This is a genomic window from Frigoriflavimonas asaccharolytica (assembly GCF_013294015.1).
Taxonomy (GTDB): domain Bacteria; phylum Bacteroidota; class Bacteroidia; order Flavobacteriales; family Weeksellaceae; genus Frigoriflavimonas; species Frigoriflavimonas asaccharolytica.
The window spans coordinates 246,356-260,144 of the sequence record NZ_JABSNO010000001.1 but is presented as its reverse complement, the minus strand read 5'-3'; the positions used below and the strand labels follow the sequence as shown (position 1 = coordinate 260,144).

The window sequence follows — 13,789 nt, the reverse complement described above, 5'->3', positions numbered from 1 at the left end:
TTAAAATTTAAGTTTGAAGATTTATCTTTTATTAATTTTCAGCAAGAATTCTTGCTTTTATTAATGTTCAAGTTTTACACATATAGAAACCTGAAATAATTTGTCTATTGTGGATAAATGAAATAATATACTACGAATCAATAAGTTATAAAATTTAAAAATAGGGATAACTTTTGAATCAAATATCAACAACTATATTCAAAATATTTCTCCCCATTACTAACAACACTCAACAACACTACCCATCTTTCTTTTATATATATTAAAAATTTGTTGATTACTGATAGATTGTTTAGGGTTGAAATTAAAATGCAGATTTTTCTTTTTTGAATTTTAGAAACGCTAAATTTGTAATTCAAATAATCCAGAAAAACAATTTTATGCAAAGCTTCAAAGATTTCAATTTTAAAGATAAAAAAGTACTTGTTCGTGTAGATTTCAATGTTCCTCAAGACGAAAGTGGAAAGGTAACCGATAACACGAGAATTTCTGCGGCAAAAGATACGATTGATAAAATTTTGAACGATGGAGGTGCTGTAATTTTGATGACGCATCTTGGAAGACCCAAAGGTAAGGTAAGTGCTGAATTTTCTTTGAAAAATTTGGTTCCAGAAATTGAAAGTGTTTTAGGAAAAAGTGTTCAATTTTGTGATGAATGCGTAGGAGAGAAGGCAGAAAAAATAGCATCGGATTTGAAACCAGGGGAAATTTTATTGCTAGAAAATTTAAGATTTCATGAAGAAGAAGAAAAAGGTGACCATGAATTTGCGAAAAATCTCGCTAAACTAGGAGATGCTTACGTGAATGATGCCTTTGGAACTGCACATAGAGCGCATGCTTCTACAGCAATAATTGCAGAAAATTTTCCTACAACTAAATTTTTCGGTTTATTGATGTCCAAAGAGTTAGAAGCAATAAAAAAAGTATTAAAAGATGGTGAAAAACCAATTTTAGCCGTGATTGGAGGATCCAAAGTTTCTTCAAAAATTACGGTGATAGAAAATATTTTGCCAGCAATAGATAAGTTAATCATCGGTGGAGGAATGGCTTTTACTTTTATAAAAGCACAAGGAGGTCATATCGGAACTTCACTAGTAGAAGAAGATAAAATGACGTTGGCTTTGGAAATTTTAGAAAAAGCAAAAGAATTGAATGTAGAAGTTTTGCTTCCTGTTGATGCTATAATTGCAGAAAAATTCGATAATGATGCTCCACAAAAAGAGGTTAATATTTACGAAATTCCCGAAGGTTGGATGGGATTGGATGCCGGAGTAAAAAGCAGATTATTATTTCATGATGCTATTATAAATTCCCGAACAATATTGTGGAATGGTCCATTAGGTGTTTTTGAAATGCCAAATTTTGCTGCAGGAACTATATCTTTAGGAGAAAGCATCATAGAATCTACCAACAACGGAGCTTTTTCTTTAGTTGGTGGAGGAGACAGCGTTGCGTTTGTAAAATCCAACGGATTGGAAGATAAAGTATCTTATGTATCTACCGGAGGAGGAGCGATGCTAGAAAGTTTGGAAGGAAAAGAACTGCCGGGAGTTTTGGCAATTAATAGCTAGATTAAAGTATTTTCGATTGTATTTGGAAATTTTTCGGTGTAATTCCTTCATGTTGGTGAAAAACTCTTGTGAAATAATTGGTATCAGAAAATCCTGTTTGGTAAGTTACTTCTTTTATTGTTTGATGCTCGAGCAGTAATTCTTTTGCCTTTTTAAGTCTTTCTTTAATGATGAATTCATTTGGTGAGATGCCAATTTCTTGTTTAAATATTTTGAAGATGTTTGATTCACTCACATAACTTTGTTTTGCAATAGACTTAATGGATATTTTCTGGTGGATATTTTTTTTAATATAACTAATAATATAACCCATTCTGGTTTGATTTGTAGATGATTCTCTTTCCAAAATTTTTCTAGCTTGAGTTTGCATTAATCTGATAATCAATTCTTTAATAGCAAAATCTGCCATTATATCTTTATGTGCACTATTATCCATTGCAATTCGCATAATATTGTTTGTTGCAGAAGTTAATGATTGATCATTCAGTAAAAAATATTCATTGCTAGAAATTCCCCAAATTTGAGATGAATCGTCAATTTTAGGTGTATTATGATTGATAAAATCGAGAGAATTGTTTATATAGTCCGAACTTAATGATAAAGAAAGACATTGTGACGGAGTTTTGTCTGCTTCTGGAAAATCGATAATCATCGTTTCACCTGGCGAGATTAAAAGGCTTTCACTTGGTAAATAATCGAAATAATTTGTTTTATTTTCTAATTTCATTACTTTTTTCCCGCGCAGCATTGATGTAAAAGCTAAATCATTAAAATGTAATTTAACATTTTTTGCCGTTTGATGTGTTTCATATATAGAAAATTCACAGTTTTTGAGTTGAAAAGTAGTCTTATTTTCTACAATATTGTTCAAACGATTTGTGGAAGTTAATGAAATTTCATTGAGCAAATTGACCTTACTTTTCATAGCATTAATTGTATTTATTACATTTATCTAAATTAATTAATTTTAAGTTATCAAATTAAAATATTAGTGTTAATATTATTATAAAGTTAACAGTAAAAAGAATTTTACTATAAATATGTAGGATTGTGCTATCATTTTTATTTTTTTATTTGGAATTTAGTATTTCGAATTTTTAATAATTAAAACAATTGATATGAGTACATCAACAGAAACAAAAAACGAAAATATTTTAGAACGGCCAGATTTTAAAAAGCAATATGGGAATTATATCGGAGGAGAATTTGTAGCTCCAGTTTTAGGTAATTACTTTGATGTTATTTCTCCCATTGATGGACAGGTTTTTACTCAAGTAGCACATTCTAGTAAAGAAGATTTAGAATTAGCTGTAGATGCCGCTTCCAAAGCCTTTGAAACATGGAAAGATTCTTCTTCTACTGAAAGAAGTATTATTTTAAATAAAATTGCGGATAGAATGGAGCAAAACCTAGAATATCTTGCGGCAGTGGAAACAGTAGACAATGGAAAAGCGGTGCGGGAAACATTGGCAGCAGATTTACCTTTAGCAATAGACCATTTTAGGTATTTTGCGGCCGTTATTCGAGCAGATGAAGGTTCTCATAATGAGTTGGATAAAGATACAGTTTCATTGATTGTACACGAACCTCTTGGTGTAGTAGCACAAATAATTCCATGGAATTTTCCTATTTTAATGGCTATTTGGAAACTAGCTCCAGCTTTAGCAGCAGGAAATTGTGTAGTTCTAAAACCAGCGGAAAGTACACCGGTTTCTATTTTAATCTTGATGGAACTAATTGGAGATTTGCTGCCAAATGGAGTGGTAAATATCGTAAATGGTTTTGGTGGTGAGTTAGGAAGAGCTTTGGTAACCAACCCGAAAGTAAATAAAGCAGCATTTACAGGATCTACTGCAACGGGAAGATTGGTAATGCAATATGCAACAGAAAACATCATTCCTGTAACTTTGGAATTGGGTGGTAAATCTCCAAACGTTTTCTTTAATTCTGTAATGGATGAAGACGACGCATTTTTAGATAAAGCTATTGAAGGAGCTGTTTTATTTGCTCTAAATCAAGGTGAAATTTGTACTGCGCCTTCCAGATTATTGGTTCAGGAAGATATAGCGGATGCCTTCATAGCAAGAGTTATTGAAAGAGTTAAGGCCATAAAAGTTGGAAATCCTTTGGATAAAACCGTAATGATGGGAGCGCAAGCTTCTAAAATTCAAAAAGATAAAATTAATTCTTACATCAAATTAGGAAAACAAGAAGGTGCAGAATGTTTGGTTGGTGGAGAAACAAACGATCTTGGAGGAGACTTTCAAGGTGGTTATTATATCCAACCAACTATTTTTAAAGGGAATAATAAGATGAGAATTTTCCAAGAAGAAATTTTCGGTCCAGTCTTGGCTTTTACAACATTTAAGGACGAAAAGGAGGCTATTGAAATTGCAAATGATACAATTTATGGACTTGGAGCAGGTGTTTGGACAAGAGATGCTCATCAATTATATCAAATACCAAGACAGATTCAGGCTGGTAGAGTTTGGGTAAATCAATATCATTCTTATCCTGCAGGAGCACCTTTCGGTGGTTATAAGCAATCTGGAATAGGGCGAGAAAATCACAAGATGATGTTAGATCATTATAGACAAACCAAAAATATGTTGATTTCTTATAATAAGAATAAATTAGGTTTTTTCTAGATGATAAAACGATTAAGCGTTACCGAGGAAGCATTAGATACAATTTTTGAATTAGAAAAAAAATATGGTGATCTGATGTTTTATCAAGCAGGAGGATGCTGCGAAGGTACGCAACCACAATGTTTTGAAAAAGGCGGATATTTCCCAAGGATGAACGATGCCATGATTGGGCATATTAATAAACATGAATTTTGGGTTGATCGTGATTTGTTTGAGTATTGGAAATACTCGCATTTTACTCTCGATATTTTAGAAGGAATAGGACCGGGTGGATTTTCTTTGGAGACACCACTTGGAAAAACTTTCAAAGTTCATTACAAATTATTTTCTGAAGAACAATTGGAAAATTTAGAACCTGTTATCAGGAATGAATAAAATTTTTAATTAATAATAAAAAAACTCTTTCAATTTTTTGGAAGAGTTTTTTATTTAATTTGAAGGAAAACCTATTTTTTCCAATATTTTATTGAAATGTGCTTAAATTTAGCCTTCATAAATAGGTTTAAAAGCTAAAATCTATTTTTTTTCGATAATATACACCAAACTGGAATATTCGTTGTTTTTAATAGCTTTAAAATTAGAAATCGCTCCCAAGAAGGTACCTTTTAACCAAAATAATGGATTTTTTTTATATTTTTCACTTAAAATGGAAATATAAAATGAATCGAGTAGGAGTGGTTTTATTTTATTCAATTTCCAAATTTCATTATTAAAAAGTTTTAGCATCCCATTTTTTGAGAAATGAAAAATATGACGAGGCACATCATAAGCTGCCCAAAATTCTTTATAATATTTTGCATCATAGGAAGTATGGTTTGGAACAGCGATGATAAGAACTCCATCTTTGTTTAATTTCTGATGAAAAAGTTGCATCATTTCCTTTTGATTTTCCACATGTTCGAATACGTGCCACAAAGTAATAACATCTAAACTGGAATCCTCGAGCAAATTTATATCTGAGATTATTTTCGTTTTCGATGCTTTATTTCTCGCAATATTTCTCGCATCTTCGTCTGGTTCATATCCAAAAGTTTCGAAATCATTTTGGATATATTTAATAAATTCACCAGCTCCACAGCCATAATCTAGAACCTTTGCTCCGGAAAATGTTTCCGCTGCTATGATGTTGCGCTTATAATTCAGATTAAAATATTGCGCTATTTTGTAAATTTTTTGTTTAAATGAAGCTTCGTCTTGATTGTGTGAAATATAATCATCGCTTTCATAATATTTACCAATATTTTGTGGTACAGGCGAAGTTTTTAGGATACCTTCAATTTCAGTAGGCACGATAACAAATGATTCTTTTGTAAGAAGATGATCTACAATTTTCATAAATAAACTTATAATTTTTAGTGCTTTAAAGTACTTACTTTAAATATTTTTTCAGACTGCGACAGTCCATTCGGATTGCAACCTGGGCTTCCTTCTGGAATGGCAATGTTTAATTTTTTGTAAAATTCTTGCCAATATTCGTCAGTCTTACCAGTTTTTGGATTGATGAAAGTCATTGGATTCAGCTGAAAAATAGAATCTTTTCTAAAACTCCTTTCAATGAAATCTGAACAATAATAGGAATTTTCGTTCAATACGTAAGAAACATTATATGGCCTTTTCAACAGTGAATTTGCTTTTTGAATTGCTTGGTCTATACTAAGATTATATTCTTTTTTTAATCTATATACATCTATAGTTCTAGAGTTATAATCCTTCAAAAAATCTTTTATATTTTCTTTAATGGAGCCTTTTTCTGGTGCAGCGTGTAAGACAAATAAATCTTTCCTATTTTTTTCAATGATGCCAATATGATCATAAGAAGGTATATTTTCTTTTTTTGTAACTCTACTTATTGCACCCGAAAGGTTTTCTTCCTTCGCTTGTATAAAAATTAAGTCGCCATTTTGTAGATAGGAGTATTTACTTTTACAACTGGATAAAAGTAAAAAAAACATAAAGCAAATTGCAAGATTTTTATAATTCATAGTGCAATGTTTCACGTGAAACATTTCGTTTTATCTGCCGAGAAATATAAGTAAAACGTTAATATCTGAAGGCGAAACACCACTAATTCTTGATGCTTGAGCAATAGTAGATGGGCGAACTTTAGATAATTTTTGTTTGGCTTCTGATGATAAAGATGCAATACTATTAAAATCTAAATCAGGATCTATTTTGTAAGATTCTAATTTTTTTAATTTTTTCACGTTTTCGTTCTCTTTTTCGATATAACCTTTGTATTTAATCTGTATTTCTGCTTGTTCCTTAACGATAGTGGAGTAGGAGAGTAAATTCTCTTTTATAAAATCTATTTCCTCTAGTTTTTCTAAAGAAAAATGAGGTCTGGAAAGTATGGTATTCGCGCGAAATGCTTGATCTACAGGATTCGATTCTACACTTGCTAATATAGGATTTATAATACTAGGTTTCAAGCTTGTTTCTGATAAATAAGTAATAATTTCATTCGATTTTTTAATTTTATCTTGTACAGCAGCCAATCTTTGGTCACTTGCTAAACCTATTTTATTTGATTTCTCTGTCAAACGGATATCTGCATTGTCTTGTCTTAACAATAATCTAAATTCTGCTCTGGACGTAAACATTCTGTATGGCTCTTCAGTACCTTTAGTTATCAAATCGTCTATTAATACACCAATATATGCTTCGTCTCTGTTTAAAATAAATTCCTCTTTTTCATTTATCTTCAAATGGGCATTTATTCCTGCCATCAAACCTTGTCCAGCTGCTTCTTCATAGCCAGTTGTTCCATTGATTTGGCCGGCAAAATATAGGTTTTCGACTATTTTTGTTTCCAAAGTATGTTTCAATTGCGTAGGTGGAAAATAATCATATTCTATGGCATATCCAGGTCTAAAAATTTTCACATTTTCAAAACCAGGTACATATTTAAGCGCTTTTAACTGCACATCTTCAGGAAGTGAAGAACTAAATCCATTTAGGTAAATTTCTACGGTTCTCCAACCTTCTGGTTCTACAAATAATTGATGTCTCGTTCTTTCTGAAAAACGATTTATTTTGTCTTCAATACTCGGGCAATATCTTGGACCAATACTTTGTATGGTACCATTGAACATCGGACTTTTTTCAAAACCTTCACGCAGTACATCATGTACAGTTTCGTTGGTATATACAATATGACAACTTTTTTGTTTAGAAATTTTTGGTGTATCTGTGTAAGAAAAATTTTGAGGTTTTTCATCACCCTTTTGTTCTTCCATTTGTGAATAATCTAAAGATCTTCCATCTATTCTAGGTGGAGTTCCTGTTTTCATTCTGCCAGATTCAAAACCATGAGCTTCTAATTGTTCGGTAATACCTACAGATTTAGATTCGCCCATTCTTCCTCCGCCTAGCTGTTTGTCGCCAACGTGAATAAGGCCATTCAAAAAAGTCCCATTCGTAAGAATTACAGATTTAGCTCTTAATTGTATACCTAAAGATGTAACCACACCTGTAACTTTATGATTTTCGATGATCAAACTTTTAACCATATCTTGAAAAAAGTCTAGGTTGGGCGTGTTTTCTAGAGCTATTCTCCATTCTTCAGCGAACATCATTCTATCATTTTGAGATCTTGGAGACCACATTGCTGGACCTTTAGAAAGATTCAGCATTTTAAATTGTATGGCAGAAAGATCTGAGATGATGCCACTATAGCCTCCCATTGCATCAATTTCTCTTACGATTTGGCCTTTTGCAATTCCTCCCATTGCAGGATTGCAACTCATCTGCCCAATAGTCTGCATATTCATAGTTACCAAAAGTGTTTTGGAACCTAGATTTGCAGCAGCAGCAGCAGCTTCGCATCCTGCGTGACCACCACCTACTACTATTACATCATATATTTCGTTTGTCATTGTAAATGTTTTACGTGAAACATCTTTATAATTTATTGGAAATCAAAATTATAAAAAGGTTTTAAAGTATTTTATCGAGATAAAAGTTCTCTTTTTCCGTCATTAGATGCTGTTCCGCATCGGTTTTGTCTTTATATCCACAGAGATGAAGCAAGCCATGAGCTAGAACTCTTTTTAATTCTATATCTTTATCAGTACAAAATTCTGCCGCATTATCCGAAATTCTTTGCAAAGATACGAAAATATCACCGCTGATTTTTTTACCCTTCACATAATCAAACGTAATGATATCCGTAAAATAATCGTGCTGCAGATAGTCTTTGTTTATTTTTAAAAGATATTCATCATCGCAAAAAATATATTGGATTTTCCCAAGACTCTTATCTTCAGATATTATTAAATTCTCTAGCCATATTGATGTTTCGTCACCAATAATAATGGGTTCTATTTCTTCAAAAAAATACTGTATCATATTAAAACCAATGTCCGAGGATGATGTTAAAAGTTCCATTCTTACTATTCAATGGTTGGCTATAATTAATTTTTATCTGCCCAACTGGAGATTTATAACCTGCCGTTACTCCTGCAAATGTATTGGTAATACGTAGGATTTCTTCCAATTTTATATCATTAAATTCATTTAATATACCGGCACTTCCCGTAAAAAAAATATTTTTAAATGCTCTTATTTGAAAATCCGCAGTGGAGGTAAGAAGTTGATCACTGCTGTATTCGCCAAATTGTAAACCAGCAAATGGAGTAAAGTTGTTTAAAGATTGTCCAAAAATTCCTCCTGGTCTGTATTTATAATATTCTGGTAAGCTTTCGCCAATCGTAAAACCGCCAAACATATTCATTCTAAAAGTAAAAATTTCGGAAATGGGAATATTGAAACTAAAATGTGCTTTAGCCTGGATATCTTTATCAGAAATATCTTCATTAAGCAAGTCTAATATTTTTCCTTCGGCATTTAAATAAATTCCTTTTGTTGGAAAATTAGAATCATCTTGGGTGTCAGACTTTAAAAATGCATAGGGATTTACGTAGCTTCCAGATGCTAAAATATTGTTGCGGGATTCAAAATAGTCATAACTTAATCCTCCGCCAAATGCATATCTATCATTTAAAATTGATTGAATGAAAATTTCATTTCGAAACCAATTCCATCGATCTTTTGTTTCAGAAAATTCATTTTTTAAATCTAAAGTCATACCGGAAGAATTAATTCCGAAACCTGGAATGTAGCCATTATCTACAAAATATTTTAGATAATATCTTGGCTTATCTCCAATTACTAAATCTAAAGAAAGATCTGAATTTCTGAAAAGAAATCTTTTTGCACTTGCATTTAAAAGTAGCCCAGTTTTGAAAACTTCATCGTAGTGCAAGCCAAATTTTAAAAACAATTTTGCAGGATCTTCTGTAGTTACAACTTTCAAATAATTTAAATTTTCCTCTTGGATGATGTCGTAGTTTATTAAATTAAAGTTGTTTGTTGCGTACAACTTATTTATCATTGCGTTTATTTTGCTATAAGTTTGAAGTGAAGGCAATTTTAAGCCCATTTTACCTCGTATATAATTCTGCGTATAGATATTGTTGTTTTCTACCACCAAACTGTCTATTTTGTACACGTTTGAAAAGATAGAATTGTTGCTTGCACGTAATTTATTTTGATCTGATTTTGGCAATTTCGAGAGCGGCGCTATATATTTTTTCGCTTCATCAAATCCTAGTTTTATGATGGCTTCTTTATCTCCAAAACTGGTAGCACTAAATTTACCTAGATTTGGATGTATATTTATATCCGTATAATTATATTGATTTATAGTTTCTTTTTGAATACCCATATCAATAACTTGATTCAAGATACTCACGACCGAAGTAAGTTGATCTCTTGTAGCTAAACCTTGACTTAAATCTACCCCAATTACAATGTCCATCCCCTTGTCCAATAGTGGTTTAGAAGGATAATTTAAAGTAATAGCTCCATCAATATATACGCTATCACCAACTTTCACCGGATTCATTAATGAAGGAAAAGCAGAGCTTGCCATAATGGAAGTAACCAAATCTCCACGTTCTAAAATTTTGAGTTTTCCTGTTTCTAAATTGGTTACCATGCACATAAAAGGAATAGGCAATTTTGAAAAATCATCTATATTTGATACATTTTTAAATAATTCTTTCAGCAAATAAATATTCTTTTGTCCGGATGATATTGCTTGCGGCAAAACATTTATTTTATTGTCTATAATTGGGATTGTGTACAAATATTTATCATTGCTCTTGCTAAAAAACGAAGTTTCTTGCCGCGTTTTCTCATTAGATATTACGTCGAAAAAATCTGTATTTAGTACTAATTTTTCAATTTCAGTAGCAGAATATCCAGAAGCATAAAGACCACCAACTATCGCTCCCATACTTGTACCAGAGATATAATCGATTTTTACACCCATAGAATCTAGTACTTTTAGCACTCCAATATGCGAAAATCCTTTTGCACCACCACCTGAAAGTGAAAGTCCAATTTTTGGATTTTTGGGTATTACCAAGTTTTCTTTTACTTGAGAATAGGAATAAATTCCAATAAAGAATGAAAAGTAAAGCAGTAATTTTTTTATCATTTATTTCTTTATATAAATTCGTTTCACGCGTTGAGAGATTGATGTCAAAACCTCGTAAGGTATTGTATTACAATATTTTGAAAAGTCTTTGAGTGTTGGATTTCCGTTAAATAAAATTACTTCATCACCTTCGATAAAATTATTATCTCCAATATTGATCATCATCATATCCATACAAATATTCCCAACTATCGGAAAAAGTTTTTTATTGATTCCTACATAACCAACCTGATTTCCTATACTTCTCGGTATTCCATCTGCATAACCTACTGGAATTGTAGCAACAAGCGTATTTTCATTGGCAATATAATTTCTATTATATCCTACGGAATCACCTTTTTTTACTTCAGATATTTGACTTATCACTGTTTTAAATTCTACAGCATTTATCAATTTTTTTTCGATAGATTCGTTGGAAGAAATACCTATCATTCCAATCCCAATTCGCACCATATCAAATTGATATTCCGGATAGTTTGCGATACCAGAACTATTCAGCAAATGCAAAATCGGTTTATATCCCAAACCTTCTATCAACTTTGAAGATATTTCTATAAAATTATTTGCTTGGAATTTCGTGTACTCTTTTTCAGTTTCAGAATCAGCTGAGGAAAGATGACTAAAAATAGTTTCAACAGAAACATTCATGTCCTTTAAGTTATCGATGATGTCAGCAACTTCAAAATCCTTAATACCAAGACGATGCATTCCAGTTTCTATCTTAAAATGTATAGGATAAGTTTTTTGAATACCCTTTTCAATCAATTTATCATGAAAAAGATTTAACACACGCAGACTGTAAATTTCTGGCTCCAAATCGTATTCTATAATGGAAGAATAACTACTTTGTTCTGGATTCATTACAATTATAGGAGTTGTGATACCTTTTTTACGCAATTCTACTCCTTCATCTGCATAGGCTACACCCAAATAATCTATATGGTGATGTTGCAAAATTTCTGCAATTTCATAATTTCCCAGTCCATATGTGTATGCCTTTACCATCGCCATCATTTTTGTAGTTGGTTTTAGCAAAGATTTATGAATATTGATATTGTGTAAAATAGCATTTAAATTCACTTCTAAAACTGTGTCGTGCTTTTGCAAAGCGAGAATATTTTTAAGTTTTTCTAAGGTAAATTTACGAGCTCCTTTTAATAATATCAATGAATTGTTAATATCTTTAATCTGCTGGCTATCAATTAATTGTTTAGTGTTAAGGAAAGTATAACTTTCATTATTAAAAAATTTTTGATATTGTGAAATTTCCTCCCCAACCAAAAATATTTTATCAAAATTTTGTTGGTTTGTAAGGTTTGCAACATATTTATAAAAATTCTCAGAAGAATCTTTACCTTCCATGAAATCTGTGAGCACTAAACATCTTTTCTGCTTGCGATATTCTTTTATAAATTGATAAGAAATATACAAAGAATCCAAATCCAGATTAAAAGAATCATTGATTATTAAATTATCATTTTCACCGACTACGCTTTCTAATCGCATTTCTATGGGTTTCAGCAAAGACAATTTTTGAATAATTTCTTCGTTTTTATAATCTAATTGTTTTAATACGGCAACGATACAAAGCATGTTGCTTATAGTTGCTTCATCTCTGTTTTCTACTTGTATTTTTATTTTTTCCTCTCCAATTGAAATTAGAACATCTTCGTTTTTATTGTTAAAATCATTTTCTAGATGTACAAAATTGTGCTTTTTTAAGCCGAACGAAAATAATTTCTTATCTGCGTAGGATTTTTTGATCTCGGTTTCTACTAAATTAAAATCTCCATTATAAATAATAATTTCAGAATTTTTAAATAATTTTAATTTTTCTAGGAGAATTTCATTTTGATTTTCAAAGTTTGCAGAATGTGCACTACCTAAATAGGTGAAAACCCCAATTTTAGGCGAAAAAACAGATTCTTGTATATCCATTTCATTCGGTTTGGAAATTCCTACTTCGAAAATTCCCACTTGGTGTTTTTTAGAAATTTCTAAAAGGGAAAGCGGCAAACCTAGCTGAGAATTAAAACTTTTCGGGCTTTTTACTACAGACAAATCATCATTTAAGCATAAAAATAACCATTCCTTGATGATTGTTTTTCCATTACTTCCTGTAATTCCTATTGTGTTGATATCAAAATTTTGTAGATGAATCCTTGCTAATTTTTGTAAAAATTCTAGAGGATTTTCAACAATAATCCAAGTAATTGGGTGAGGCGTTTCTATCTTTTCTGTAGAAATTATAATTTCTATCCCCTTATTTATAGCATTTTGTATATATTTCCTGCCAGAATTTATCTCCGTTTCTAAAGCTATGAATGCGGTTTCTTTGTGGGTAAATATTTTTCGCGTATCATAAGCTATATTGGAAATCATTAAAGTTGAATCTCCAAAAATTTGTGAGTTGGTAATTTTCGCTATTTCTTCACAACTATATTTCATCGCCTACATTATTTTTTGAGATATTTTCTTCTACAAATACTTTTCTACTCACCGCATTGTAACTTTCTGTTTCACCTAGTTGTACCAAGTCTTTATTATCAGAAATACGCATAGAGTAGTTGGCAAGATTTCCTGTTTTTCTGCAAATTGCGTGCACTTTCGTCACATATTCTGCAGTTGCCATCAAGTTGGGCATCGGTCCAAAAGGTCTGCCCAAAAAATCCATATCCAAACCTGCAATTACCACTCTTACTCCGTTGTTTGCTAAAGTATTAGCTACTTCTACAATGTGCTCATCAAAAAACTGAGCTTCGTCAATTCCCACAACATCGCAATTGGAGCCAAGCAAAAGCACCTCGGTAGAACTTTCTACAGGCGTACTTCTTATTTTATTATAATTATGAGAAACTACGTCGGTTTCGTCATACCTTGTATCTATTTTTGGTTTAAAAATTTCTACATTCTGCCCGGCCATTTCTGCTCGGCGTAGTCTTCGAATCAGTTCTTCTGTTTTACCAGAAAACATGGATCCACAGATGACTTCCATCCATCCACTTTGTTTCGCGTGATTTATTGTATTTTCTAAAAACATTTGTTAAATTAGCAGTATTTTACAGCCT

11 protein-coding genes are annotated in these 13,789 nt (G+C 31.6%); 3 read left to right on the top strand and 8 right to left on the bottom strand.

What is annotated here, in order from left to right:
• Nucleotides 1-380 precede the first annotated feature (380 nt).
• Nucleotides 381-1,571: a phosphoglycerate kinase gene (locus tag HNQ03_RS01215; RefSeq protein WP_173777809.1), complete on the top strand. Its 1,191-nt coding sequence runs from the start codon at nucleotides 381-383 to the stop codon at nucleotides 1,569-1,571.
• Between the two features lies 1 nt (nucleotide 1,572).
• Here HNQ03_RS01215 and HNQ03_RS01210 read toward each other — a convergent pair whose 3' ends face one another.
• Nucleotides 1,573-2,496 (bottom strand): helix-turn-helix domain-containing protein, encoded by a 924-nt coding sequence (locus tag HNQ03_RS01210; protein ID WP_173777808.1) that lies wholly within the window; start codon nucleotides 2,494-2,496, stop codon nucleotides 1,573-1,575.
• Between the two features lie 193 nt (nucleotides 2,497-2,689).
• Between HNQ03_RS01210 and HNQ03_RS01205 the strand changes: the two genes are divergently transcribed.
• Together HNQ03_RS01205 and HNQ03_RS01200 are read left to right on the top strand one after the other, a co-directional pair.
• Entirely contained in the window at nucleotides 2,690-4,219 is a 1,530-nt protein-coding gene (locus HNQ03_RS01205) for an aldehyde dehydrogenase family protein (RefSeq protein WP_173777807.1), read from the top strand.
• Entirely contained in the window at nucleotides 4,220-4,594 is a 375-nt protein-coding gene (locus HNQ03_RS01200) for a DUF779 domain-containing protein (RefSeq protein WP_173777806.1), read from the top strand. It abuts the gene before it with no gap.
• Between the two features lie 141 nt (nucleotides 4,595-4,735).
• Here HNQ03_RS01200 and HNQ03_RS01195 read toward each other — a convergent pair whose 3' ends face one another.
• The 7 genes from HNQ03_RS01195 to HNQ03_RS01165 form a co-directional block, all read right to left on the bottom strand.
• On the bottom strand, nucleotides 4,736-5,554 hold the full coding sequence (locus HNQ03_RS01195; protein WP_173777805.1) for a class I SAM-dependent methyltransferase: 819 nt from the start codon (nucleotides 5,552-5,554) through the stop codon (nucleotides 4,736-4,738).
• Nucleotides 5,555-5,571: 17 nt separating this feature from the next.
• Nucleotides 5,572-6,171, bottom strand: a complete 600-nt coding sequence (locus tag HNQ03_RS01190; protein ID WP_226927405.1) for a YiiX/YebB-like N1pC/P60 family cysteine hydrolase — start codon at nucleotides 6,169-6,171, stop codon at nucleotides 5,572-5,574.
• A gap of 60 nt (nucleotides 6,172-6,231) precedes the next feature.
• On the bottom strand, nucleotides 6,232-8,094 hold the full coding sequence (gene mnmG, locus HNQ03_RS01185) for a tRNA uridine-5-carboxymethylaminomethyl(34) synthesis enzyme MnmG (protein ID WP_173777803.1): 1,863 nt from the start codon (nucleotides 8,092-8,094) through the stop codon (nucleotides 6,232-6,234).
• A 61-nt stretch (nucleotides 8,095-8,155) separates the two neighbouring features.
• Nucleotides 8,156-8,566 (bottom strand): rRNA maturation RNase YbeY, encoded by a 411-nt coding sequence (gene ybeY, locus HNQ03_RS01180; RefSeq protein WP_173777802.1) that lies wholly within the window; start codon nucleotides 8,564-8,566, stop codon nucleotides 8,156-8,158.
• A 1-nt stretch (nucleotide 8,567) separates the two neighbouring features.
• Entirely contained in the window at nucleotides 8,568-10,721 is a 2,154-nt protein-coding gene (locus HNQ03_RS01175; RefSeq protein WP_173777801.1) for a patatin-like phospholipase family protein, read from the bottom strand.
• Nucleotides 10,722-13,169 carry a bifunctional UDP-N-acetylmuramoyl-tripeptide:D-alanyl-D-alanine ligase/alanine racemase gene (locus HNQ03_RS01170; RefSeq protein ID WP_173777800.1) on the bottom strand — a complete coding sequence of 816 codons (2,448 nt, stop codon included), beginning with the start codon at nucleotides 13,167-13,169 and terminating at the stop codon, nucleotides 10,722-10,724.
• Nucleotides 13,159-13,761, bottom strand: coding sequence for a thymidine kinase (locus HNQ03_RS01165; RefSeq protein ID WP_173777799.1), 603 nt, complete (start codon nucleotides 13,759-13,761; stop codon nucleotides 13,159-13,161). The genes HNQ03_RS01170 and HNQ03_RS01165 overlap by 11 nt, the downstream gene beginning before the upstream one ends.
• Nucleotides 13,762-13,789 lie beyond the last annotated feature (28 nt).

Excerpts from the sequence above, each read along its gene's own strand:
- HNQ03_RS01215 (WP_173777809.1), top strand. The coding sequence starts at position 381 with ATGCAAAGCTTCAAAGATTTCAATTTTAAAGATAAAAAAGTACTTGTT.
- HNQ03_RS01210 (WP_173777808.1), bottom strand. The coding sequence starts at position 2,496 with ATGAAAAGTAAGGTCAATTTGCTCAATGAAATTTCATTAACTTCCACA.
- HNQ03_RS01205 (WP_173777807.1), top strand. The coding sequence starts at position 2,690 with ATGAGTACATCAACAGAAACAAAAAACGAAAATATTTTAGAACGGCCA.
- HNQ03_RS01200 (WP_173777806.1), top strand. The coding sequence starts at position 4,220 with ATGATAAAACGATTAAGCGTTACCGAGGAAGCATTAGATACAATTTTT.
- HNQ03_RS01195 (WP_173777805.1), bottom strand. The coding sequence starts at position 5,554 with ATGAAAATTGTAGATCATCTTCTTACAAAAGAATCATTTGTTATCGTG.
- HNQ03_RS01190 (WP_226927405.1), bottom strand. The coding sequence starts at position 6,171 with ATGTTTTTTTTACTTTTATCCAGTTGTAAAAGTAAATACTCCTATCTA.
- mnmG (WP_173777803.1), bottom strand. The coding sequence starts at position 8,094 with ATGACAAACGAAATATATGATGTAATAGTAGTAGGTGGTGGTCACGCA.
- ybeY (WP_173777802.1), bottom strand. The coding sequence starts at position 8,566 with ATGATACAGTATTTTTTTGAAGAAATAGAACCCATTATTATTGGTGAC.
- HNQ03_RS01175 (WP_173777801.1), bottom strand. The coding sequence starts at position 10,721 with ATGATAAAAAAATTACTGCTTTACTTTTCATTCTTTATTGGAATTTAT.
- HNQ03_RS01170 (WP_173777800.1), bottom strand. The coding sequence starts at position 13,169 with ATGAAATATAGTTGTGAAGAAATAGCGAAAATTACCAACTCACAAATT.
- HNQ03_RS01165 (WP_173777799.1), bottom strand. The coding sequence starts at position 13,761 with ATGTTTTTAGAAAATACAATAAATCACGCGAAACAAAGTGGATGGATG.